At 40.5% G+C, this 24,000-nt stretch carries 17 protein-coding genes and 2 pseudogenes; 9 read left to right on the top strand and 10 right to left on the bottom strand.

Features of this window, described 5'->3' with window-relative positions; translation table 11 throughout:
* Positions 1-39: 39 nt before the first annotated feature.
* Positions 40-276, top strand: a pseudogene (locus V7K79_RS21345) (IS5/IS1182 family transposase); the annotation flags it as partial.
* 130 nt (positions 277-406) lie between these two features.
* On the opposite strand, the gene hpsE (V7K79_RS21340) reads toward V7K79_RS21345, so the two are convergent.
* Together hpsE (V7K79_RS21340) and hpsE (V7K79_RS21335) are read right to left on the bottom strand one after the other, a co-directional pair.
* Positions 407-1,456 carry a hormogonium polysaccharide biosynthesis glycosyltransferase HpsE gene (hpsE, locus tag V7K79_RS21340; protein WP_335050152.1) on the bottom strand — a complete coding sequence of 350 codons (1,050 nt, stop codon included), beginning with the start codon at positions 1,454-1,456 and terminating at the stop codon, positions 407-409.
* Positions 1,426-2,388, bottom strand: a complete 963-nt coding sequence (gene hpsE, locus V7K79_RS21335) for a hormogonium polysaccharide biosynthesis glycosyltransferase HpsE (protein ID WP_335050150.1) — start codon at positions 2,386-2,388, stop codon at positions 1,426-1,428. Before hpsE (V7K79_RS21335) ends, hpsE (V7K79_RS21340) begins: the two co-directional genes overlap by 31 nt.
* 338 nt (positions 2,389-2,726) lie before the next feature.
* Here hpsE (V7K79_RS21335) and V7K79_RS21330 point away from each other — a divergent pair.
* The 6 genes and pseudogenes from V7K79_RS21330 to V7K79_RS21305 all read left to right on the top strand — a co-directional run bounded on the left by V7K79_RS21330 (position 2,727) and on the right by V7K79_RS21305 (position 11,065).
* Positions 2,727-2,967: pseudogene (locus V7K79_RS21330) on the top strand (L28 family ribosomal protein).
* Positions 2,968-3,295: 328 nt separating this feature from the next.
* Positions 3,296-7,648, top strand: coding sequence for a hormogonium polysaccharide biosynthesis protein HpsA (hpsA, locus tag V7K79_RS21325; RefSeq protein WP_335050148.1), 4,353 nt, complete (start codon positions 3,296-3,298; stop codon positions 7,646-7,648).
* A 24-nt stretch (positions 7,649-7,672) separates the two neighbouring features.
* Positions 7,673-8,383, top strand: a complete 711-nt coding sequence (locus V7K79_RS21320; RefSeq protein ID WP_335050146.1) for a prepilin-type N-terminal cleavage/methylation domain-containing protein — start codon at positions 7,673-7,675, stop codon at positions 8,381-8,383.
* A gap of 355 nt (positions 8,384-8,738) precedes the next feature.
* Entirely contained in the window at positions 8,739-9,791 is a 1,053-nt protein-coding gene (locus tag V7K79_RS21315; protein ID WP_335050144.1) for a PulJ/GspJ family protein, read from the top strand.
* A gap of 17 nt (positions 9,792-9,808) precedes the next feature.
* On the top strand, positions 9,809-10,327 hold the full coding sequence (locus tag V7K79_RS21310; RefSeq protein WP_335050142.1) for a type II secretion system protein: 519 nt from the start codon (positions 9,809-9,811) through the stop codon (positions 10,325-10,327).
* 84 nt (positions 10,328-10,411) lie between these two features.
* Entirely contained in the window at positions 10,412-11,065 is a 654-nt protein-coding gene (locus V7K79_RS21305) for a TIGR04282 family arsenosugar biosynthesis glycosyltransferase (protein ID WP_335050141.1), read from the top strand.
* 135 nt (positions 11,066-11,200) lie between these two features.
* Here the strand turns inward: V7K79_RS21305 and V7K79_RS21300 are convergent, their stop codons facing one another.
* Positions 11,201-11,857 (bottom strand): NAD(P)H-binding protein, encoded by a 657-nt coding sequence (locus V7K79_RS21300; RefSeq protein WP_335050139.1) that lies wholly within the window; start codon positions 11,855-11,857, stop codon positions 11,201-11,203.
* A gap of 178 nt (positions 11,858-12,035) precedes the next feature.
* Here V7K79_RS21300 and V7K79_RS21295 point away from each other — a divergent pair, with 178 nt between their 5' ends.
* Positions 12,036-12,707, top strand: coding sequence for a DUF1997 domain-containing protein (locus V7K79_RS21295; RefSeq protein WP_335050138.1), 672 nt, complete (start codon positions 12,036-12,038; stop codon positions 12,705-12,707).
* Positions 12,708-12,812: 105 nt separating this feature from the next.
* Here V7K79_RS21295 and V7K79_RS21290 read toward each other — a convergent pair whose 3' ends face one another.
* Positions 12,813-13,283, bottom strand: coding sequence for a DUF4079 domain-containing protein (locus tag V7K79_RS21290; RefSeq protein WP_335050136.1), 471 nt, complete (start codon positions 13,281-13,283; stop codon positions 12,813-12,815).
* 195 nt (positions 13,284-13,478) lie between these two features.
* Between V7K79_RS21290 and V7K79_RS21285 the strand changes: the two genes are divergently transcribed.
* Positions 13,479-14,762: an ankyrin repeat domain-containing protein gene (locus V7K79_RS21285; protein ID WP_335050134.1), complete on the top strand. Its 1,284-nt coding sequence runs from the start codon at positions 13,479-13,481 to the stop codon at positions 14,760-14,762.
* A 740-nt stretch (positions 14,763-15,502) separates the two neighbouring features.
* Here V7K79_RS21285 and V7K79_RS21280 read toward each other — a convergent pair.
* The 6 genes from V7K79_RS21280 to hpsJ-B all read right to left on the bottom strand — a co-directional run bounded on the left by V7K79_RS21280 (position 15,503) and on the right by hpsJ-B (position 23,725).
* Positions 15,503-16,897: a PP2C family protein-serine/threonine phosphatase gene (locus V7K79_RS21280; protein WP_335050133.1), complete on the bottom strand. Its 1,395-nt coding sequence runs from the start codon at positions 16,895-16,897 to the stop codon at positions 15,503-15,505.
* A gap of 768 nt (positions 16,898-17,665) precedes the next feature.
* Positions 17,666-19,330 (bottom strand): signal recognition particle-docking protein FtsY, encoded by a 1,665-nt coding sequence (gene ftsY, locus V7K79_RS21275; RefSeq protein WP_335050131.1) that lies wholly within the window; start codon positions 19,328-19,330, stop codon positions 17,666-17,668.
* Between the two features lie 254 nt (positions 19,331-19,584).
* The gene (gene nusB / locus V7K79_RS21270; protein ID WP_335050129.1) at positions 19,585-20,226 is read right to left on the bottom strand and encodes a transcription antitermination factor NusB; all 642 of its coding nucleotides are present in this window, start codon (positions 20,224-20,226) and stop codon (positions 19,585-19,587) included.
* A gap of 199 nt (positions 20,227-20,425) precedes the next feature.
* Complete coding sequence (locus V7K79_RS21265) at positions 20,426-21,187, bottom strand: DUF502 domain-containing protein (protein WP_335050127.1); 762 nt, start codon at positions 21,185-21,187, stop codon at positions 20,426-20,428.
* Between the two features lie 660 nt (positions 21,188-21,847).
* Entirely contained in the window at positions 21,848-22,756 is a 909-nt protein-coding gene (locus V7K79_RS21260; protein WP_335050125.1) for a glycosyltransferase family 2 protein, read from the bottom strand.
* A gap of 126 nt (positions 22,757-22,882) precedes the next feature.
* The gene (gene hpsJ-B, locus V7K79_RS21255) at positions 22,883-23,725 is read right to left on the bottom strand and encodes a hormogonium polysaccharide biosynthesis protein HpsJ (protein ID WP_335050123.1); all 843 of its coding nucleotides are present in this window, start codon (positions 23,723-23,725) and stop codon (positions 22,883-22,885) included.
* Positions 23,726-24,000: the final 275 nt, after the last annotated feature.

Genomic DNA, 24,000 nt, shown 5'->3' with positions numbered 1-24,000 from the left:
TATTTATATTAATTTGATAATTTTTTAAATATAATTAATAGTCACATTCCTAAGAAAAAGTCCAGAGGAGGTAAGTTAACTTCTGAAGATAAAAAGAGTAATCAAGAATTAGCTAAAATTATAGTTTTAGGTGAGCATGTACATCGGAAGCTGAAGGTATTTAAAATTTTATCCCTGACTTATAGTAATCGTCGAAAAAGATTTAGTTTGAGGTTTAATCTTATTGCTGCTCTCTACAATTACGAGCTTCATCTCTCCCAAACCGAATTTGCCTGAGAGACTTTTGCAAGAGGTTTACTGTAGTATTCTAAATCGGTCTATTAAAAAGATTGGACCCATTGCTAGGCAATAATAGCAGTCGTTATTATGAGTAAAATTTTTATGCTTATGTGCCAGATTTATGCTTCTAACCTAAGATTTTAAAGTCAAGTTCTGATTTTAGTTCAGCATCATAGGTAATACTGAAGAGCCATTTTTTAAAAGCCATTTTACACAAATAGAAAGGACTAATAACAGTAGCAATTAGTCGTTCCATTTTACAGGCGGCAACAATATCGCTTTTCAAAACTCTTCGATATAAAAGAAAATGCAATACGGCTTTGCGTATATCATTGATAAAATATATCAAAAATAATAAAGGTCTTTGCCAACTTTTAAGAAGTTGCATACGCAAGTAATAGCGAGCTAAACCAACCCCATACATTAGAGAAATTAAGTAATTTCTTTCTAATCTCCAAGATGGAATGATGTGGTTTACTACCATTGCTGGGTTGTACCAAATTTCCCACCCAGCCTTATGAATATATAGTAAAGATTCAGCATCTTCACTCCCTAACATAGATGAACCAACTCTACCTATTAAAAAAAGGCGAATAGGAACATTATCTCTCCATACATTTCTGCGTACAACCAAGCCAGCCGAAGGAGGAAAGCCTTTCCTGCAAGCTTCGTATATATGAGGCTTATCACCTCTTTCTGTAATCGCAAGATAAAATAAAATTGGTTTGAAAGATTCTGGCGGTTCTACTTCAAAATTACCGTGAATTTGGCTAGCCCAAGCTCCTGCTCGAGGGTGTTCTTGTGCAAATTTATATGCTTCTATAATCCAGTTATGTGCAGGCAAATTATCATCATCTAAAAAACCGACAATTTCACCTTTTGCCTCTAAAACACCTTTTGATCTTGCAAATGCTGCCCCTTGTTCTGCTTCAAAAATATATTTCAATTGAAACGGGTGATACCAATTTTGTTGGTATTTATGTATTAACGTTGCTGTAGCATCTGTACTATTATTATCAACAACAATAATTTCCCAATTGAGGTTTTCTACTCCTGTTTGATGAAGTAGTTGATCTATAACTACAGGTAAACGAAGCTCACCATTGTAAGTTGGAATTACTGCTGTAAAATCGATTAAAGCCATTTTTAACTCTGGTTTAAATACCGGGTTTTCCATAAGTAAATAGGACTGATCAAACTACTTAATATCAGTTCCATTTCGCAAGCCGCTACTAAGTCGGTTTTAACTTGTGTGCGATATTTCAGCAAGTGAAAGAGAATTTTACGTATGTCGTTGGTCATATAAGCAATTATTGCCAACGGTATGAGCCAAGGTTTAATACTGATCATACGGGTGACATGGCGGCTGAGTCCAATTCCCCGAAAAAATGGAATTAAGTAGTCTCTTTGTAAGCGCCAACTAGGTATCTTGTGATGCACTTGCATCGTAGGGGTATACCAGATTTCCCAGCCTGCTTTTTGGATATATGACAATACTTCCAAATCTTCACTGGTTAACATATTCCCTATTACTCTACCTGTTAAAACACAAGCTACAGGAACGCTTTCCAACCAAGCTTGCTTACGTACAACGACTCCAGCCGAGGGAGGTAGTAATTTTTTGCGAGGTTCATACAAAAGAGGTTGTGAGCCACGCTCTGTAATTGCCAAAAATGGAGCTATTCGATGAAAATTTTCTGGTGGTTTTACCTCAAAATTCGGGTGAATTTGACTACCATAGGCACCAGCTTTCGGGTACTCTTGTGCAAAAGCATAAGCTGCTGCAACCCAATCTAATGCTGGTAAGTTGTCGTCATCAAGAAAGCCAATGAGTTCAGCATGACTTTCATGAATAGCCCGTTTTCTGGCGAAGGCTGCACCTTGTTGTGGTTCAAAACAATAAATGAGCGGATTAGCAACTGACCAATTTTCTTGATATTCTTGGACAATCTTGGCGGTGTTGTCTTTGCTGTTGTTATCGATGACAATAACTTCCCAGCGAAGAGATTGGATGTTTACTTGGGTTCGCAACAGTTCCAAAACTTCAGGCAAACGCTTTTCACCATTGTAGGTGCAAATGGCTACAGTAAAGTTAGTGGATGTGGTCATATTCAGCAATCTCGTGCAAATGTGGGTTAACAGCAATAGCATTTTATCCACAAGGTGTCGGTGTTAGCTGAATTTTTTCCTATTTGTGAGTTTCTGCTTTGGATAGTGAAATCCTTTTGAAAGCAGGCTGCATGAGGAACAAGTAAAGATCAAGCATTGATCCTCAAATTTATATTACCCATATAATTGACAAACTAACGCTTTGCCTTATCTTATGCCACAGAACTTATTTGCGTGGTGCGCTTGTGCAGCGCAAGCGCGATAGGCAGGGAGTAGGGAGTAAAGAATGAGCCTTTTCGACTTGTACGGAGTTTTTCACGCAATCAAATAGGAGTTCTATATATTTTAAATGTGAACTAACTGACAGAAAGGTAAATAATTCCTTTGCCGTTTGTTTTCCACTCCCAGCACCATACCAAGCACCTTCAGTAAGCCAACCTGTCAAGTAAAAGCCTTTGGTAGCCTCTAAGTAATCGCTAGGGAAAACTCAACCTGTCTACTAAAGCAATCAAGACCCTAGAAATTAAACGCTTGGAAGCAATGGCAAAACAAGTAGCAATTAGCCTTAATCATTATTAAAGCCTGAGTTTTTTGCACTCGTGTAAATATTTTTTATGAAAAATTTAGGGTGCATTTATAATACACCCTGAAAATCTGTAAAAATTTCATCTAGTTTTTGTAATTGACGGTGATAGTTTTTGCCAAGTAAGTGGGTAATCTCAGATCATCAGTATAGATTGGGTAAAGTCCAATACCATTACTGAAATAAAATTTCATCCTAAAAGCACAGGTCTTTGTCCAATACTTTCCTGTTAAAGCTAGAGCATCGATTCAGTAATCAAAAACGTTATCCCCCTTCTGTACAAGGGAAGGGGGAGCTAAACTCTTTGGTTTTAATAATACACCTATGACTAAGCGCAAATACATTAGAGCATTTACCCGCTTTCTGCGGCAAGTTATTAAATTACAAAAAACTTTAAGAACATCAGCTACTCGCTGGTTAGCGCGTGTTTTACGTGTGAATTTTCAGCGACACCAAGGTGGGTTTGTACTGCCAACAACCGTTATGCTGTTGTTGATCGTAACTTTGGTAGTCTCAGCTATAATCTTTCGGACTTTGAGTCGTAGCAGTCAGGTTATTAGCGAACGCCAACAACAGGTTATTTACAATGCAGCCACACCAGCAGTAGACCGAGCTAAGGCAAAGCTAGAATATCTTTTTAGACAAGATACTCGTTTACCTGCTGGGGTAACATCAGATAGCACTATACAAAGTATTCTTCAAGCACCCGCCAGTGGGACTGACATTTATACACTCCCAGGTGAAACACGCCTCGCCAATTTTCAGGACTCTAACAGCAACCCTGGTATTGGCTGGTATTTTACACAAAACAATCAAACTATTGCCTATTCAATTATTTTTAAAAAGCAAGCAACAAGTGCAGATGCTACTACTACTTATGCTGAAGTAACAAATGCTGATACTGCAAAAGCACCTTACTTTGTTGTTCGCAACGGCCCGGTCAATACTAATAAATCTACAGCAGACAAATGTGGTGGTACAGTTCAATTGGCAGCCAATGAAAGAGATTGGCTGCCTATTAACGCTGCAACTTTAGCTAAGACTTTTCAAGTTAACGCTTTTGTTGTAGCAAATGCTGACAAACCAAATAGAACTGTAACTACACTAGAGTTGCAACAAGATAGACAAGTAGATAAAGGTAATAAATGGGGAGCTTATTTCCGCTATGACTTTGAAGTAGCTCAAGATCCTAATTTCCGTTGGAACGGAGCTATACATAGTGATGGAAATATGTTCTTTGGATCATATAGCAATCCTTTTAAATCTTACTTAATTAGTTCTCCCTCTTCTTGTGTCAATACTTCAGCTAGTGATTCTAAAGTCACAGTCAGTAGTTATACTGATACGTCAGGTGCTACTACCTTTCAAGGTCAAATAGTTGCAGGTAGATTAGGCAAAGCTGAAGGTAACAACAGCCAACAATTCGGGGGTTCATCAACATTTGACTTATTTAACGGTAATGGAAATCCTCCAACCCAAAATCAAGGATTTGGGGAAACTACAGATTCAGTCACTCCTCCAAGCGACAAAACACCTGCTGATATAGCCCTTGATCCAGTAGCTTTATTGACACAGGATGTATTTAAAGCTAGAGGTTCTGATACAACAAATACAACATATAGAGATACCGCATGGACAACAAGGAATTTCTTTACAAGTAAAAGAGTTTTTAATGAAGAAACAAATCCGCCTTATCTAGATGATACTTATCGGGCTGATGACCGTTATGGACCAAACCCTACTTATGATGGTAAACCCATTAGTACTAGTCTAGTAAAAATACCATCAACCAATAAAGTCGGTGATCTGATTACTTCTAGTAACGCTGGTACAAATTACGATTCTCTCACCAGAAATACTCCCCCAGACCCGAAAAATCCAGACGCTTTGGGTTTGGATGGCTATTGGGAGCGACGAGCAGTCACAGGTGGTTTGCGAGTGATTGTAGGGCAAAGATTGGAATTAGGTGATCCGCTTGGAACTGCATCCAGTCTCCCTTCTGGTAGGCAACATGAGTTTCTCCAGCGCCGCACTCAAAGAGATAATTTAGCAGCGGTGCAAGCTACTTCTGTATATCACTATCAAAGTGGAAGTGGACTAACTCCTGTGGCTTGTATGGCAACTACGGTTCATCCAGGAACAGCAGAAACCCTTAAGCGAAGCGCTACGTTTGACACCATAACACATCAAGATGCATCTAATAGACTTATTACCGACTTTTTCACAGGCAGAGGCACTAATGGTTGGGAGTTTAGTAGTCCTCCTACTAGCAGTGCTGCTTTAACGGCTTTAAGCAATGCGCGGGCGAACCTGGCATATTTTGCAGGAGATCCAGATGGTGCTTTTCCACCTAAACAAGAAGCATCTACATCAACGATGATGCACCCCTATCCTGAACTGACCAAATATGGGAATTTTTCTAATTTGCGGCGATCGCTATCCGGTACAAGTATTGCAGATCGATCATACCGAGATACAGCGAATTGTATGTTGGGGATGCTAGCTTACAACATCAGCTATCTCAATGAATATGTTTACACGAACAACTGGGGAACAGGAACTGCAAAACTTTTGGATGAATTAAATACAGCATTAAATGGTATCACTGCAAGTACGCCAGAACAAGCGATCAGTGCTTTGCCCACTAATCAGCAGCCTCTAGCACGCTTAATTGCCACCAAGGAGCAAGTTAGATTGGATCGTAGTAATAATACAAATTATACTTGCGACTTTAACACTACTGATAATACCAAGGACACTTATGTTAGTAGTACTGACACTACTGATAGAACTCCTCTTAATAAACTCTGTGCTACTACGCCTATATATAAAGCCCTGTTTTACATTTTCCCGACGAGTGAACACGCTGAAGACCGGATTGACTTATATATAATTGGTGCAACAGTCAACCCAACTTCTGTAACTAATCGCTACAAAGTCATTGACCTATCAACTATCCAGGTTAGCCCAAAAATACCAGCAAATTGGACTACTCCTAGAACAGACGTTACCAGCAGTGTCAGCAACAGTAGTTTACCTAATAACAACACAACAAACCTCAACAACCTAGTTAAATACACTGACGGGACTACTACGACATACCACCAAATCGCCTTTAAAGATGCTGCGTTGTTTAACGGGCGGGAAATGATGAGCGTGCGGGCATTAGATATTGACCTCAACTTATTGCGAACTACAACTGCTCCAAGTACTGATAAATGGCTACCAATTAACGATAACACTGCCAGCGATCCTAACGCTCCGCCTCCCAATGGTATATTTTATGCCTTTCGAGAAGATGCAGTCAGGGAAGATGGTATTGCTAGACCCGCAGGAGCAAGCAATACTACCAATATGAATGCTCAACCTGGTAATCTTAAAGACCCGCTCATCGACAATATAAATGGCATTTCTACCAAATCTGTAGACTACTATGCAGATCCAGATCGTCGTCCTTATGGGTTCCGCCTGAAAAATGGTTCTAGGTTAGATAGGGGGACAAACACTGCTGGTATGTCCTTTGTTTCCAACAACTCTGTTTATATTCAAGGAGATTTCAACCTCCACAGTACCGATGGTACTAATACTGACAGCAAATTATTAGAAGAGTTCAAAAACGACCCTCCCGAAAGCACAGCTTACGACCAGCTGGGCAAGCTTAAGGCAGACGACTGGTCTAATTTTTATAAAAGAACTAGGAAAGATGATAGGTTTGCCAAACCAGCATCAGATACTTGGCGACCGACAGAAGTTCTGGGCGATGAGGTTAATATTTTGTCCAATCAATTCTGTGATGGCAGCATAGAAGATGGGATTATCTATCCTACTTATCCTAATTGGAATTCTAAGACTCCTAAAGTAAATCCGACAGATACGACCAATATCCTTTCCTTATCATCCGTTTTAAATTTAAGCAATCAGTACGGTTGTACTTCAGCTGCTAAATACACTTCCTACCTCAACCAAAACCGTCCTGTAGCAGCAATTAAATCACTATCAACGAACCCTGCATCAACAAATAATGATTGGGTTCGGGAAAATCTTTTTGATAATCTATCGCCAATTAAAGTTTCTGTAAATGGCAAACCTTTTTATAAAGATACATCTGGCACTACTAGAGAATACGATCTCTTGAATATGTCTGGCAGCCCTTCACAAACCTACCTAAAATTTGCAGATGAAGACCTGGGTTGCGATACGGGTTCTACTAGAAAATGCCTTGGTGTTGCTAATACCACTAGAGTCAATACAATTATCGTTCAAGGTATCATCCCATCTCGAGGTGGGCAGTCTTATGGAGGCTTCCATATGTTCCCGCGAATGATTGAAAATTGGAACTCTCAAGATTTTTTCATGTCAGGAGCTTTTATACAATTAAGATTCAGTAATCAAGCTACAGGTAACTTTGACCAAGAAGCTTGGGAACCAGGTAATTCACCTAGTTCGAGTACTGAATACACCTGGTACTTCCTTCCGCCTAACCGTCGCTGGGGTTATGATGTCGCCTTGCAATTTCAAACAGGAGGCCCAGTGTCTCGACGCTTTGCTGTTCCTAGTACTAACCGTAGTGAAGTTTACCGAGAGCTAGCTGTAGACGACCCATATATTAAGAAATTGCGCTGTGCAAAGACGAGTGCAAGCGGACCCTACATTGATCCTACTGCCTCTTGTTCTTAATACTTTCAGTTGAAGGAGGATAATATGCTACGAATTAATATCTGCTTGCATCTGTCAGAAGGACTCAAAACTTATCTTGAGTTACAAAAGCCAGTTGTCAAACGACACCCAGAAGAAGGATTTACCATCATAGAATCCTTGATAGCGATGATTGTAATTACCATCGTTGTTGTAGCAATTACTCCTCCGATTTTTTTAGCAGTAGCTACTCGCGTTCAAAATCAAAAAGCTGAACAAGCAATGCAATTGGCTCAACGCGAAGTTGATAAAATACGTATATTGGCCGAAAAGGGAGGTTACGCCAATAGTGTGTTACCTTCTCTACCCTCTACTTCATCAGAAGCAACAGGTGATGCAGAAGCAGTGGGAGCGCCTACAACTTTTCTTTCTTCTACTTATCCCTGCACTAGTTTTACTACTAGTAGTCCTACTTCATCTCAGGCTTGCCCTGTCTATATTAATAACAGTACTACACCCAGTTTTTATATACAAAGATTCCGTACTAAGGAAAAGAGTTATGGAACCCCCTCTCAAGTAGTTGCATTTCAAATGGGGGTAAGAGTGTATGCAGCTATAGCTAATGGACAGTCAGGACTGCAAACTACCCCAGCATCTCTTAAGTTCACTACAGAACAGGGACAACAGCGAAAGTATCCTTTGGCTGTGATGTACACTTCTGTGGTTCGCAGCGATCTCAAAGATTCTCTAACTAGATATAAGGAATTCTTGCAATAACCTTAGCTCGACTTTATCCAAAATAAATACTTTTATTGACTGGGCAAAAAGCTTTAATATCACAGATTATTGATAAGCTAAAAAGTCAAAAGACTGTACCAGAAAGGTTTAAGCTAAGACGTTCGTGCAACGAATTCACTAGATTATAGTGTTGTAAAAGAATGGATAAGTCGAGCTTAAAAATTGCCTAACTGAGTTAAGCAAATAAAATGTATTACCTCTCTTATAAACAAATACGTTTTACCCTCACTTCCTCTCAAAGTTTTTTATAGAGTTAGATTAAAATCTCTTTTATATTTTTTAAGCTTGACCGTATTTAATGTAATATTTGTTATTTTTATAAAGCTGAAAATATATGATAAAAAGACATCTGAAATTGCTAGTGAATTGGTTGTGGATTTCTTCTAAAAAAAGCCAAACAGCAGGCTTTACCCTTATAGAGCTTTTGGTAGCGCTCTTAATCGCTTCTTTGATTATTTCGGCTTTGTTGTCACTGGTTGTAGATATCCTGCAAGTTGACAGTCGGGAAAATGCCCGCAACGAAACCCAACAGGAAATGAAAACGGCATTAAACTATATGGCAGCAGAATTACGTGAGGCAGTGTATGTTTACGACAACAATTGTATGTCAACTACAGTCCAAGGTACTGCCCCAACTACTAGTGCTACAGCTAGTAGTGATTATTGCCCAGGGTTGCAAAACTACTTACCAACATCATTAATTACTGCTACTCAAAAACCTGTTCTGGCTTTTTGGAAACCGGAAGTAATTGATGATGCTACCTTGACTACCTTGGGTACTTGCAGTGGTATAACTGACGCTACTAAAAAACAAGATTGTTTAGACCTTTTAGTTAAGCGTCGGACTTATACATTGGTTGTTTATTTACAATCAACTACTTCTGATAACACTTGGCGGGGAAAATCTAGGATTATAAGATATGCTCTGAGTAAATATAGTGCTATTTCCGCTACTGACTTGACCCAATCCACAGGATATGTAGACCCATCCCAAACAGATAATACTTCATTTCAAATATGGCCAAGAAAATCTAGTGATGGTACTAATTTGCAAGCATCTCTACCATTAGCAAGTGGTGTTAACGCTTTAGTAGATTTTGTTGATGCTCCTGATGCAACAAATACTGGTACTTTACCCACATGTGACACTAACTATATTCGTACTCCTTCAAGCAGCACTACAAGTAATAGTTTTTTTGCCTGTGTTAGAACTGCTGTGCCAGCTTCAACATCAACAGCAGTTGCCAGTGGAGTCAATCAAGATGTAGTGATCTATCTGAGGGGTAATGCTAATGGCAAAACAGGAGTAACAACTAATAGTTATACTCCTGTTCTACAAACTCAAGTACTTATACGTGGCGTTATTAATAAAATTCCCGAATCATAGCTGAATTATAAACAAAGATGAAAAAACAATTTATATCAAAGCAACCAGAGGGTGGTTTCACTTTAATTGAACTACTTGTAGTTATTCTCATGATCGGTGTGCTATCTGCAATCGCAATTCCTGGCTGGCTGGGATTTCTGAATCGTCAAAGGGTAAATACTGCAAAAAATACAGCACTGACACTATTGCGTGATGCCCAAGTTAATGCCAAACGCGAAAGAGTTATTTGGCAAGCTTGTTTTTGGGATGATGGCAATCAAGTTTTATCTTCTATACAACCTGGAACTTCTTGTCAAACCACTAATGCGAAATCCTTGATTACAGATAACTCTAAAGCAATTACATTTACTTCCACTTTTTATCAAATTCCTAGTACTAGCTACTATCGGGTACAGTTCAAGTATGATGGTTCTGTAAATGGGCCATTGGGTAAAATTACATTCATGCCTCGAAATAGCAGTGCTACTAGAGGGTGCGTCTTCGTTTCAACCTTACTAGGCGCAATGCGGACTGATAAGGATAGTGGATGTAACTAATCAATCTCAGATGAAACACATTTATGCTATTGAAAAAATCTATTTAAATTAATATATTTTTAGTTGATTTAAACAAGGTATTGTGTGCTTAATTTACCAGCAAACCCAAAACATCATCTAATTATTTTCACCCGTTATCCAGAACCAGGTAAGACAAAAACTCGATTGATACCTGTTTTGGGAAATGTTGGTGCTGCCAATCTTCAACGTGAAATGACTGAGCATACAATATTTCAAGTTCAAGAATTGCAAAAAGCCAGTCCCCTATCTGTGGAAGTGCGATTTGCAGGTGGCGATTCGCAACTTATGCAAGACTGGTTGGGGTTGGATTTGGTTTACCAGTCTCAAGGTGAAGGGGATTTAGGTTTGCGGATGGCGCGATCGCTTTTTGATGCTTTTCAAGCTGGTGCAGAAAAAGTAATTATCATTGGTACAGATTGTCCTGGAGTGAATGCCCAGATTTTAGCAACAGCCTTTAAGAAGTTACACGCCTTTGAACTCGTACTTGGGCCTGCCATTGATGGTGGATATTACTTAATTGGTTTGCGCCAACCCATCCCGGAGCTATTCGTTAACATCGAGTGGGGAACTGCTCAAGTATTCCAAAAAACCGTGGATATTGCCCAGAAACTTAATTTATCATACGTGGACTTGTTGCCCTTAGCTGATGTTGACCGACCGGAGGATTTAGCAATTTGGGAACAAGCCCTTGCAGGAAAGATGGAGCGATCGCTTTAAATAGTAAAATTAAAGGGAGGTCAATTTAGATAATGCAAGCTAATTGAAAAAGTGCGTAGGCATTACTTTAAAGATGTGAACCGATGATCTTGGGGATGAAAATAACAGACAGAAGCAATAAAATTCCGTGGAATATCAGCACTGCTGAAATAACTCCTTAAAGCTTTTTGAGACTGCTTCAGGTTTAGCAATAATTTCGACAATTTTATTGCGTGCATCTGCTTCAAACAGCGCCTCAACAGCAACTTGGGCAACTTTCTGCCTGGGGATGCTACCATCAAACAGCGTATCTGCACTCTGCATCACGACGTGGTCGGAGTTATCTTCATTCTTCAACCCCCCAGGTCGGACAATCGTATAAGTAAGACCACTTTTTTGAATATACTCTTCAGCTTGTTTTTTCCACAACAAAATTAGCCAAAACAAGTTCAGAGGATGGAAAAGCCGGGAAGTACACAAAGAAGAAACTAAGGTAAAATGCTCAATTCCCTTTACCTTAGCAGCATCTACTAAATTTTTAGTCCCTTCAAAATCCACTTTATAGGGGCCAGTGGGGTCAAAGCTAGGTTTTGCCCCAGTCGCAACCAATACAACTGTGCTATCTGCCAACGCAGCAGTTAAACTTTCTGGTTGTAACACGTCGCCTACCACTAATTCGGCTTCAGGAGACAGAATACCTCTAGCTTTCTCTATATCCCGCACCAAGGCTCGAACGGGAATATTCCGTGCGAGCAATTCTTGCACAATCCGGCGACCTGTTTCACCTGTTGCCCCTGCTACAAATGCTTTCATGATAAATGCTATCCTGGGAAACTATTGTGTGCTTGTTCTGTTCTTTATTTTAGTAATTCTATGGAGTAGATCGCAGATTAATGAGGTTTCGGTCAAAATGGGATCTGAATGCGAAATGACCCAGGTGTGTGGGGAATCATTAATATAGACTAACGCCAAAATATACAGTAATGCATTTATGCTTTCAAGAAAAGGCGAATATAAATCCTGGGAAATAACAGAAGCAGTTTTACCTGTAGCGTCCAGCCAAGAAACCGAGGACAGGTTAACAGAAACAAATGTAGCGACGCTCACAAAATTTTCCGGTCGTTATCAAGATTTTATGGAAATGGCTGCCCCAGTAGAGAAGGTTGCTGAGTATCTAAATGCTCACGCTTCATGGTTTGCGCGCTGCGCTGAACCCATGAAGGTACAATCGCTTGGGGAAAATGCTTATACTTTAGTAATTGGTCGTTTTGGTTCTTTTGGTTATGAAGTAGAACCAAAAATTGGTTTGGAATTGTTGCCCCCTGAGGAAGGTATTTACCGCATCCGTACAATCCCTATTCCTGACTACCAACCGCCTGGTTATGACGTAGACTATCGTGCATCTCTACAGTTAATAGAAACCGATGTTTCCACTAGTATTAGCAAGGTAACAAGAGTTGAATGGGAATTGGATTTGATAGTTTATCTTCATTTTCCCCGGTTTATTCAGCGATTACCCCAGTCTATAATTCAATCTACAGGCGATCGCTTACTTAACCAAATTGTCCGCCAAGTTTCCCGCCGCTTAACTCGCAAAGTTCAGGAAGATTTTCATAAATCTTTGGAAATACCTTTTCCTGCTAATTTTAAACAAAAGCGGTAATTTAAGAATACAGCCAAAGATACTTAGCCTCCAGTCAAAAGCGGAGCCAAAGACGCTCCGCCTTCAATCAAGAGTCAAAAAAACTCTAAATTCCTGAATACTTAACTATGCTTGAGTAAGAATTCTTTGGACAATTTGCACCCCAGTAACAGCCTGCCAAGCAAAAAGTCCCAAAAGGATAAAATTCAACAAAATGTGAGTTGCACGTGCCCAATTTGCCCCTTTCTGCATATAAGGAGACAAAGCCGCAGAAAATGCAATCAAACTTGTCATACCCAGTCCCGCTAGTAGGTGAGATCCGAAAAATAACTTTTGGTTATTAATGTAAGTGACAGCCATAGCAGCGATCGCACCTGCTACCATCAAAGCTAGGAGTATAGACCCCATTTGGTAGTGTTTGACGTTATATCTACCTTTAATCAGTTGTTTCTTTTCTTCGCCCTGAGCATTTCTGGTACGCTGTACTTGCAGCCCCAAATAGGCAGCATAAATTGAGAGTGCTAATAGCGCCCACATGAGCACCGGATGAATGAAGTTCAGCCAATATTTTACCGACGTAGAAAGTTCCAGACTCATCGTGTTCTCGCCTAATCATTAAATCTTCATAAAAATTAGCATAACTCTATTTTCTGTGCTTAAATTGGCACAAATTAAAAGAGACTTACCATCCTCACCGACTATTTTCCTTCGGCCTCTTGCCAAAGTGGATAAACAATCTCAGACTAAATTTTGAGGGTAGATGAACAAAATCCCCTGTGTGGGATCTGATCCATGACTGAAAACAAAGATACTTTGCTGCTTAAAGCTGCTAAAAGTGGTGATATTAAAAAGCTGTGTGCGCTACTAGCTGCTGGGACGAGGGTGGACGCGTGCGATCGCCAAGGCACTACGGCGTTAATGTTTGCTGCTAATTTAGGCTATACCGAAATTGTGCGATCGCTTTTGGATGCTGGGGCAAATATCAACTTTCCCAGAAAACTCTATGGTTTGACGGCTCTGATGTTGGCGGCTAGTGCCAAACAGCTTGACATTGTGCAACTTTTACTATCTAGAGGTGCAGATGTTAATGCCACTAATGAAGATGGCAGTACAGCTTTAATGGCAGCAGTACTCAAAGGTCATATTGATGTAGTGCGAGTTTTATTGGCTGCTGGTGCCCAAGTTGATGTCGCTGATAAAGATGATGATACGGCTTTGAAACTTGCCGTTAGGCAGGGAAAAATAGAAATTATAGAAGCAATTCTCCAAATTGGTGTCGATGTCAATATCCACGATGAAGAGGGTGAGACACTCTTAATGCTAGCGGCAGACGTGGGAAATCTGGAGATTGTAAAAGCACTACTAGCAGCAGGGGCTGATGTGAATGTGAAAAACGCTGATGGTGGAACTGCCCTATCGGCAGCAGCAGCGGCTGGACACAGTGCGATCGCAGCAGCTTTACTAGATGGAGGTGGTGAGATTAATCTCCAAGATAAAGATGGTGAAACTGCCTTACACCTTGCCGTTGTGGAAGGCTACATTGATGTAATGCAAATGTTACTTAACAGGGGTGCAGATGTCAAAATTAGCAACCACCTGGGCGATACACCACTGCTTGTAGCAGCATTGCAGGGACATAGCCAAATTGTCGAGGTACTGCTACGTTCTGGCGTAGATATAAATGGGAAAAATCTTGGTGAAGTACCTTTAACGTTGGCTGCATCACAAGGACACACGCAAACAGTGCAAGTGTTGTTAAAGTATGGTGCTGATGTCAACATTCCAGGGGATGATGGCAAAACTGCTTTGATCAAGGCAACCGAACGCAAACACAAAGAGATCGTACATTTGTTGCTAACAAACGGGGCAGATGTAAACTTTCAAGATTCAACGAGGGCTACATCATTGATGTGGGCTGCTTCAGCAGGTTATGGCGAAATTGTGCAGTTATTACTCCAAGTTGGGGCAGATGTGAATTTGAAAAACCGGGGTGGTTATACTGCTTTGATGATTGCAGAATTTAATGGTTATAAAAATGTGGTGCGGAGTTTGCAACAAGCTGGGGCGCAAGAATAGAATAGCTATCTAAATTTTTCTTCATCTAAAATGTTTTGAGATACAGCGGATTTTAAGGAAAGCCAGGTACACAACGATTCGTTTGTTACCCAGATATAAAGGGTGTTTTACTCCTGAATTCTGCTGTATATCTTGACAAATTATTAAATGAGAGTTATTAACTTAAATACTAAAGAAGTTTAACTAATTACTAATTGTCATGACACTCTCTATGAGATGCTGCGCGTAGAGAGTGTCATTATCAATTACGAATTATTTTAAAATAACTAAGTCTAGACCTAAGAAATAAATAAAGCAAAACTCCGTCGTAGCTGTTGTGAACTTGCTACGGCGGAGAAAGAAAAATTAAAACGCCAAAAGTGAGCAGACCAAATGCTTGCGTCACAAGATAGAAATAAAGCAAAATTGAAGAAGGAAATTTACCTTTTACTTTTTACCTTGTACTTTTACCTTTTACCTGCTCTCCCCCTTAGCGTTTCCTACTGTGCTAGATGTGCAAAATATATAGTTTTTAATTGAACAGAAAAGTATTCTAACGATCATTTTTTATGTATTATCTGAAAGGGTAAATACGAGCAAATCACCAAAAAAGGCTAATTTACAACTATTTGGGCGCTCGCTAGGGAAATTTAAATAAAAATAAATAAAAATTAAATTTAGTAGAATCACTGTGGTGAATTCTCTGTCACCATAACCCCAAGCATTGACTCATGACTTGACCAAGCATATATGCCCAATGATTAGAAAATTTGCAGAACAACTAGTGTCATATCATCAGTGTTTTGTTTATCAGCACCGATGAATTGCTGAACTTGGTCAAATAAATAATCCACAATCTCCTCTGGCCCATTGCAGTATTTACAAGCAGTATTGAAGCCAGCAACAAAATTGTCTTCATCGAAGCGATCGCCACCAGCAGCAGCGGCATCGGTCAAACCATCTGTATAGTAAATAATTGTATCCCCAGGCTCTAACTGTACCTGGGCATCTTCATATTGGCTGTTAGCATCCAAGCCGATTAGCATTCCTAAAGTATCTAAACGGGTGACAGTTTTTGTCGCTGCGTGCCACCACAAGGGAGGATTGTGTGCCGCATTGCTATAAGACAGAATTCGGCTGTCGGGGTTGTATTCTGAGTAAAATAGCGTTATAAAGCGGTGGGAATTTTCTAAGTCCGCATACATAACTCTATTTAAGTTCTGTAGAATTCTGGCTGGGGAATTACCATGTAGTACTTCTCCCCGTAGCATTCCCCGCATCATCGTCATAATCAGCCCAGCGGGGACACCTTTGCCCATGACATCTCCAATAACCAAACCCCAGCGACTAGTTTCGGTGCCACCTTTAATTTTGGGCTGAATCTTCTTGTGATTGGTAGCAATAAAGTCGTAGTAGTCTCCGCCAACACGATTGGCAGGTTTACAGCGTGCCGCTAGGACTGCACCAGGAATTGTAGGGCATTGACGTGGTAGAAGTCGCCGTTGAATTTCCGCGCCAATTTCTAGTTCTTGGTCTAAACGTTCTTTTTTTCTTAGTTCTACAGCTAGTTCATCGTTTTCGATTGCTACTGCTGTTTGGTCTGCCACTAACCTAACTAACTTTTGCCTGGTTTCTGTCCAACTATATTCTGGATCGCGGCTCAAGACATAGAGCCACCCCCGTTCTGTATGTTTTACTAGAATTGCTGTACCAAAGATTTGCACCTCTGGCCCCAAATAGCGATGCATCTGGTCATCTAAAATTCCCGTGGCATTATTAGCTAGAGGGGCAGTATTTGGCAAAAGCGTGATTTGACTACTGGCTATTTCTAGCGCTTTGCGGATATTTTTGCGCTGACCACTATCTTGCCAATGTAACTGTTCTAACCTGACTTGACCATTAGGTTTGTAGAGAAACAGGGCGCTGCCGTCTGCATCTGTCACTCTTGTTGCCATCAGCGGAATCAGTTCCAAAAACTGATTCAAATTATTGAAACTTCTCAGGGCAAATCCTAAAGAACTTAGCAAATCTTGAATTTTGTTCTGTTCCCGGTGCAACCTTGCGACAAGTTCTTTGAGTGCCACGACTGGTGTGACATCTGTGGTGGTACTACTATTATTATCAGTGGGTTGAGAGGGCAGTTGAGACACAGGCACAGGTATTATTGCACTTTATATTGGCAGATTTTAGATTACTTATAAATCTTTTGGCTTTGGCATTGCTAAACCATATTTAGACAAGACTTGCCATTTTAGCAAGAGTATAAAGACGTAACAGGCAAATTTTATAAGTATTTTATCTGCTCATTGTATTTTTAATGGAATATTAGTAATTTCAAATCATGTATTTTTAGTCCAAATTCTAGCCGTAAAAATTACTAGTTTTGCTGTTCTATCATAAAGCTTTTCATTTTTTCATAACTTAATTACCAAAGCATATCTCTAAAGTCATAAAAATACTTTATTCAAAGAAGAATTAAGAACGCTTTCAGGGGGCTGTTTGAAGTCTTTTGAGTGAAAACCTCCATAAGCACTCAAATTGAGCTTAATTTGTGAAAAAACAGACTTTCACTCATTCCCAAACTTGAGAATATGTCAATAAGTTTTCAAATACTGAATTTATATACCATAATTGCTGGGATAATCGCCAAGATTGAGCTTTTTCATTTTTTATTTCTCATTTTATGAATTTTGGGTTGCTGAATACGCAAAATTTCAACCCATCAAAATGGCATAAAAGTGAAGCAACTCTATCTTTTTGGTCTGATGTAACAAAGTTAAACCATTAGTGTGTAACTTAATTTATTGAATCTCCTTCTCTGTTAGAGGTTTACGCCAACGCGCAGTGTCTCCCAGAGAAGAATCATACAGTATTGCGTAAGTCCTGAGTTTGTTAAGAAAAATTTTTAACTCGAAATTCTTCAACTAACCACTTAAGAGAGCTTCGACAAACTCATAGCTCGAAAAGGGGCGTAGGTCTTCAATTCCTTCGCCAGCACCAATAAAGCGAATCGGTAAACCTAGCTGCTGCACAACGGCAAGGGCAACGCCGCCTTTGGCAGTGCCATCTAGCTTGGTTAAGACAACACCACTGAGTTGGGCAGCTTGGGAAAAAACTTCGGCCTGCCGCAGTCCATTTTGACCTAAAGTGGCATCTAGAACCAATAGTGATTCTACCTTGGCATTTGGGGCTTTTTTATCGATAATTCGCCGGATTTTACCGAGTTCGTCCATTAAATTTTTCTTGTTTTGCAATCGCCCAGCTGTATCTACCAGAAGTAATTCGGTTTGACGTGCTTGGGCAGCTGCGATCGCATCAAATACAACTGCTGCCGGATCTGTATTCTTTCCCGGATTGGCAATTACATCCACACCACTTCTACTACCCCAAACCTTCACCTGTTCCACAGCGGCGGCACGGAAGGTGTCTGCTGCCCCAATCAAGCATTTATAACCAGATTTTTGTCCAAGATGGGCAATCTTACCAATAGTGGTGGTTTTCCCGGCACCATTTACCCCGGTAATTAACCAAATGTTCAAGGTTTCTTTTTCTGGGGTAAAGGTAGTTTTGTGAGATATTTTGTTCGGTGCATCCAGCATATCCCGAAGGATTTTTTTCAGGAAAGCGATCGCTTCTTCAGGTGCGGTAACTTCTTCTCGAAGTTTTGTCTGTAGGGCATTAATAATAAAGTCTGTCGCCTCTACACCCACATCAGCTTGCAAAAGCAATGTTTCAATTTCCGTCACAGCAGCTTGATTAAGCGGCCCTTGACCAACGATCGCCTTGAGTTGGTTGAGAATACTACGGCGAGTTTTGTCTAATCCTTGGCGGAGCTTTTTGAGCCAGGTAATTTCTTCAATAGAAACGTCTTCTGCACTTCTACCTTGAGCTGCGAGAACTTTCGCTGACCAGACAAACCCATCATCAAATACCAATCCAGGAATTTCTTCTCCTGTTTCTGAGGTTGTCGCTACTGACTGTACTACCTCAGGTTCTGGAACTTCAATGGCGGTGGCTATTAGTTGTTCTAGCTTGGCTTGCCGTTCTGCCGCTGCCCGCTCTAAGAAGGATGGTGCTGTTGGTTGTGTTACTTCTGGCGTAGCTAGTGGTTCGGTGGGTGTTGGTTCAACTTCACTTACCGTGAGTTCTGGGTTTTTGACATCTGGCTGTTCGGCAATTGCTGTCACTGAGGAATCTTCTGTAATTTCTTCCTCACTAGAAGCTTGAACAACTTCTGGCTGTGTAGTTTCTACGGTTGTATTAGCAGCTTCTTCAGTTGCTTCTGCTTCAGCAATTTCCGCAGTTACCGTTTCTGCGGTTTCAGGTTGTATTGATGATCCTAAGGTATCCGCTGAATCAGGTAGGGTTTCTACTACCTCAACTTGCTGTTTTTGTTGAATATTTTTATAGGCAGCTTTCGCAAATGCCAATAAGTCTGCCGTTGTCTCTGGTGCAGTTTCAGCAGTTGGTGTTGAGGTTTCGGCTGGCTCTGGTTGGGGTTCTTGTGCAGGAGGAGTTTGTTCCTGTTTCTGATCAGAGGGAGTCTTAGAAGAATCGTTATGTTGACGACGGAACCAATTAAAAACCATTGCAGCAGTATTAGTTATATGAGTTATAAGTTATAAGTTATGAGTTTAATTTAACTTTGCACTTTTTCTTGGCGTGAAAACTTTCGGTTTATCCTCACCTTTGAACGCCAGTTTGAGGAGAATCGGCAGAACAGACGGTTGCTTGCGTTCAGGCAGCGTCTCCTTTTAGGTGAAGTTCCGCTTGGAAGAAGCCGCAGAAGCGGCTACAGACTTTTCTCCACGACAGTATAAAAATTATGAATTCCGCAAGGGTACTACGCAGTTTTTTTCTGCTCAGTGACTCGGCGCAGAACACCGTTAATAAAGCGATGACCATCGTCTCCACTGTAGCGTTTGGCTAGCTCCACAGCTTCGTTAATGGCGATACTATCTGGAACTCCTAAGAACTTCATTTCTGCCACAGCGATTTGCAAGATATCGCGGTCAATTTGGGCTAGACGAGTTACTTGCCAATCTACTAAGGCAGCAGAGATTAGTTCATCTATAATGTGTCGATTTTCGTTGACGGTAATTACAAGCTCTTTAGCGTAATTCCGAACTCCTCTGTCCTGATTAGCTAACTGAATCAATACTGGGAAATCAACTGCTGTACCCAACTGATTAATTGCTGTCTGGGTGCAGGCGATCGCTTCTTGAAGCATGGTTCTAGCAGTATTGAGGTCAGAGGCCCGAGTTTGGCTACTTAAAAGGCGATCGTTACTGCGTTGTAGTTCACCTGCGGCATTATCGAGGGTGTCTTGTACTTCTGATGTCAGAGTGCGTACTGCTCCTAATAGCAACTTGGATACTAGTTGATCGTCTTCCAATTTATCTAATTTCTTGGGGTTAACTGGCAATTGGCTAAGGCTTAAAAGCGCCAATTCACGAGCAATTTGCTGGGGTTTACGAGGTTGCATAAAACTGAGGGGTGATTAAGCGAGAACTGATTAAATAAGACTTGACAAATCTCTTATAATATCAATTTTCGCATAATAAAACAACATTACGCTAAGAAAATACTAGATACTGGGTACTAAGGAAAAAATTCTTTTAAGATTTGCCTACGGTATAAATCCACATACTCATCTTTCTTAGTACCCACTTCCTGGTGCCAATTTAACTTTCTTCAACGGGAATAACTTGCTGCTTGATTTCGTCGTGTTTCACTTCCAACGTGGATTCGGAGAAAACCAAAGGCGTATTAGGTGCGACAATGCCACCTGATACAATTATTTTAAAGGCGTCTTCAATCGACATGGAGAGGTTCACCACCTCGTCTTCAGGAACGACTGCGTACCATCCGGTAGTCGGATTTGGGGTGGTGGGGATAAAAATACTTAGCACAGGACGAGACATCTGAGCTTGGATGTCACTACTAATTGCACCAGTAACAAAAGCGATCGCCCAAATTCCTCTGCGAGGATACTCTACCAAAATTACCCGACGAAACTTGCCATTAGAATCTTTTAGTATCGTTTCTAAAAGCTGTTTAAGAGTTTTGTATACCTGTCCGGCTAAAGGAATTGCCTGTAATAATCGCTCACCAAAATCTAACAACCATCGCCCAGCTATATTCCGGGCCATCAAGCCCATTATTAATATACTTAGTAGTGGTACAGCTAACCCCACTACTAAATTAAGTATATTTACTAAAACTGGATTTAACCCGTCAAAGGGATTCAATTGTTTAGGAATTTGGGTAAGGAAGTTGATTACCCAAGTAGCAATGGTAATTGTCAACCAGATAGTGGTTGCGAGGGGAATTATTACCAACAAACCAGCAATCAGGTCGTTTTTTAAGTCCTGTTTTAGACGATCGATTACCAAGCCTTGATTCTCCTGTTTTAAGCTAGAGGAACTTTTGTTATTCGTATCCATACCAGCAGATTCGTCAAATTCCGAAGGCTTTAACTTTGGCAGATTCTACCGCAAGTAACTGTTTACAACGCTAGCAAGTTGCCTGCTGTTGGAAATCAGCTATTTTCCTATTAGCATACACATAGACGATTAACCAATCCGATGGTGACTGGCTATTCTGAGAGAATGTTACTTTTCTTTATAATAATTGTAAATGATTGTTGCAAGCTCTTAGGTATTATTAATCTACGTGCTTAATCAAAAGCTACTCATTATTGTGAAAGTATTACAGGATAAACTGATATAGCCGTAGTCACACAAGTTAGGACATAAGGATGGGGTGAAAGAAGAGAGTTAGCAATAGTTTTACCTCCTGCCTCCTGCTATAAATTACTTTATCTGGTCAGTCACTCACTTTTAAGTAGGGGTAGCTTTTATGAAAATGTTCTGTTAAAAATATTAATTTATTAAGTATTTCCAATAAATAAATTATCTATCTTGTGGGGTGAGTATCCTGCCCTGAATATAGAACCCACTAGAAAGTTAGGAATTTTGATCTAGTCTTGAATCATGAAAAGCAAGATCCCCGACAACTTGTACGAAGTCAGGGATCTGTATAACACATCTGTGCTACGTTATGATTTTGCGATCGCTATACAAGAAATCTTTATAATCTCCAGCTCACGCTGCATCAACCTGTGTAGTTTCAGAATCTACGCACTGCACCTGTTGTGTACTCTCTTGTAGCAAAATTGCTGTTGTATCTAAATTAGGTTTTGGTAGATACTTCATTTCCCAGACTTTGAGCAAAATCAGGTATTCGTAGAATGCCTGCAATGTACACCAAGCAACTCCGGCGCGTCCATCTAAACATCCGCCCAAGATAAAATACATATATACAAACCGTAGCAACGGCCTAGCGGGCAAACGCAAAGATAAATCTTTCAAGGCACGCCGTCTTTCGACTTCTGATTTACCAAAGAATAAATCTTGCCAGTTAACCTTTCCCTGTTCTAACTGATACAACGTTTCTTGGGCTTCATCCGTAGAATAACGGTTATGCTTGTCAATCCAACGGCTCAAACCTTTGCTGGAAGTGTAGTGTGGGTATGTTTCTTTTAAAAAGCTAGTTGCACCCTCACAAACTTCTCGCTCAGTATGACCGTAATCTGTAAACCACACTTTACCGTGGCGGAAGAGTCGCATTTGGTAACGGGGATACTGTGTGCTGTAGCGAATCCAACGATTCATGAACATGACGCGTTCAGCCACATAGTAACCGATGTAGTCTGGATTCTGACTTGCCTTTTCGCATTCCGCAAACAGTTCTGGTGTCATGCGTTCGTCAGCTTCGAGAATGTAAACCCATTGATGCTTCGCGGGAATAGATTCTAACATCCAGGTGCGTTGGCGTCCGTGGCTTTCAAAAGCGTGTTGGACAACACGGATGGGATAGCGACTGGCGATTTCCACAGTGCGATCGCTACTGCATGAATCCACAACAATGATGTCATCTGATAACATCGCCGATTCGATACAAGCAGCAATATCTAGTTCTTCGTTATATGTCAGTATGTAAATTGAGAACATTACTCAAGTTTTATAGCGATTTTACTCAGCGATAATTGTCTTTTTATTGTTATTAGCTATTAGACGCATGGCAGTATTAGCCGTAAATAATATTTGAATACGTCTTACTGCCATGCCAATAGTGGATTAGCGTGTGGCAGCTCTAGGTTTACCACCTTGTACAGCACCCCTACCTTTTAAGCCTGTCCAGCCGATGATAATGTAACCAATGGACAATAGCAAACTGCTAATACCAATCCGTAGTCCAGACTTCCAAGCAGTATCTTTAGCTTGTTGCAGTGCGTCGTCTCGGCGCTGGCGAACTTGGCTCAGTTGTTGAGTTTGCAGCGTTTGAACATCTGTTTGTTGTTCGATAGCTTTGTCAAGTACTTGGGGATTTGTTTTAGCCTTCTTCAGTAACTCTTTTATATTTGCAGGAATTTGAGGGCTTTCAATTGCTTGCTTATATTTTTGGTCATCTTTGAGGATTTCACTAAACTGAGCTTTGGTTTGGTTTCGCAGCTGATCTAGTTGCGCTTTTCCTTGGTCGGTATTCAGTTGTGCTTGCAATTGCGATAACCGAGTGTTCAGTTGACTTTCTGCTTGATCTGCTTCTTGAGTAATTCGGTTGAGTGTTTGAGTCTTGGCTTGATTGACGTTATTTAGGTGCAGAGGAAAAATCAGCAAGAACATCAACCCTAAAATACTGGAGATGATCGCGGCGGGAAATCTGAAATCGATACCTTGGGGGCGATCGCTTATTGGATCGGCATTTTCAATCCAATAGGCAGCAAATAGAAGCCCCAAACCGACTAAAGGAACAATTCCTCGATCGACGAGCGCGGTTCCCAAATTGATTTGCCATACCCGATCGGTGGGTTGAAAGGGTAACAACAGAATCAAAAAGTCAACGAAAAAGGACAAAATGCAGATTATTCCAACTACCTTAAGTGTGAGAGCAGTACTCACGGAAGTAAAACGGTTAACCATAGTTTTTCAAACTGGTGGTGAATACGAGTGATTTTCATATTTCAAGCTACTTGAATATTGTGCCCATGACTATGAGTATTGTGTAAAAACACAAAGCAGATTCAATATTGCTAAAGGCTATCTGCCTCTTGGTTTTCAACTAGGCCACAGTAACATTTGTTATCTACAGTGTCTTCAGGAAATTCTTGGTATTTTAAGATACTAAGTCGAGGCAGGGCTAGAGAAACAGACTAATTAATTACCCAATCTCCCCGATCGCAGTTCTCAATCGCTTG

It is taken from the genome of Nostoc sp., from assembly GCF_036917575.1.
In the GTDB taxonomy this organism is placed as follows: domain Bacteria; phylum Cyanobacteriota; class Cyanobacteriia; order Cyanobacteriales; family Nostocaceae; genus Nostoc.
Note: the sequence above shows the minus strand (reverse complement) of the source record. Positions and strands in the feature narration are given on the sequence as shown.

Bases quoted from the DNA above. Each gene is read 5' to 3' on its own strand.
- V7K79_RS21260 (WP_335050125.1), bottom strand. From the start codon at position 22,756: ATGTTCTCAATTTACATACTGACATATAACGAAGAACTAGATATTGCT.
- V7K79_RS21300 (WP_335050139.1), bottom strand. From the start codon at position 11,857: ATGAAAGCATTTGTAGCAGGGGCAACAGGTGAAACAGGTCGCCGGATT.
- V7K79_RS21265 (WP_335050127.1), bottom strand. From the start codon at position 21,187: ATGGATACGAATAACAAAAGTTCCTCTAGCTTAAAACAGGAGAATCAA.
- V7K79_RS21315 (WP_335050144.1), top strand. From the start codon at position 8,739: ATGATAAAAAGACATCTGAAATTGCTAGTGAATTGGTTGTGGATTTCT.
- V7K79_RS21285 (WP_335050134.1), top strand. From the start codon at position 13,479: ATGACTGAAAACAAAGATACTTTGCTGCTTAAAGCTGCTAAAAGTGGT.
- ftsY (WP_335050131.1), bottom strand. From the start codon at position 19,330: ATGGTTTTTAATTGGTTCCGTCGTCAACATAACGATTCTTCTAAGACT.
- hpsE (WP_335050152.1), bottom strand. From the start codon at position 1,456: ATGGAAAACCCGGTATTTAAACCAGAGTTAAAAATGGCTTTAATCGAT.
- V7K79_RS21295 (WP_335050138.1), top strand. From the start codon at position 12,036: ATGCTTTCAAGAAAAGGCGAATATAAATCCTGGGAAATAACAGAAGCA.
- V7K79_RS21290 (WP_335050136.1), bottom strand. From the start codon at position 13,283: ATGAGTCTGGAACTTTCTACGTCGGTAAAATATTGGCTGAACTTCATT.
- V7K79_RS21320 (WP_335050146.1), top strand. From the start codon at position 7,673: ATGCTACGAATTAATATCTGCTTGCATCTGTCAGAAGGACTCAAAACT.
- hpsE (WP_335050150.1), bottom strand. From the start codon at position 2,388: ATGACCACATCCACTAACTTTACTGTAGCCATTTGCACCTACAATGGT.
- hpsA (WP_335050148.1), top strand. From the start codon at position 3,296: ATGACTAAGCGCAAATACATTAGAGCATTTACCCGCTTTCTGCGGCAA.
- V7K79_RS21310 (WP_335050142.1), top strand. From the start codon at position 9,809: ATGAAAAAACAATTTATATCAAAGCAACCAGAGGGTGGTTTCACTTTA.
- nusB (WP_335050129.1), bottom strand. From the start codon at position 20,226: ATGCAACCTCGTAAACCCCAGCAAATTGCTCGTGAATTGGCGCTTTTA.
- hpsJ-B (WP_335050123.1), bottom strand. From the start codon at position 23,725: ATGGTTAACCGTTTTACTTCCGTGAGTACTGCTCTCACACTTAAGGTA.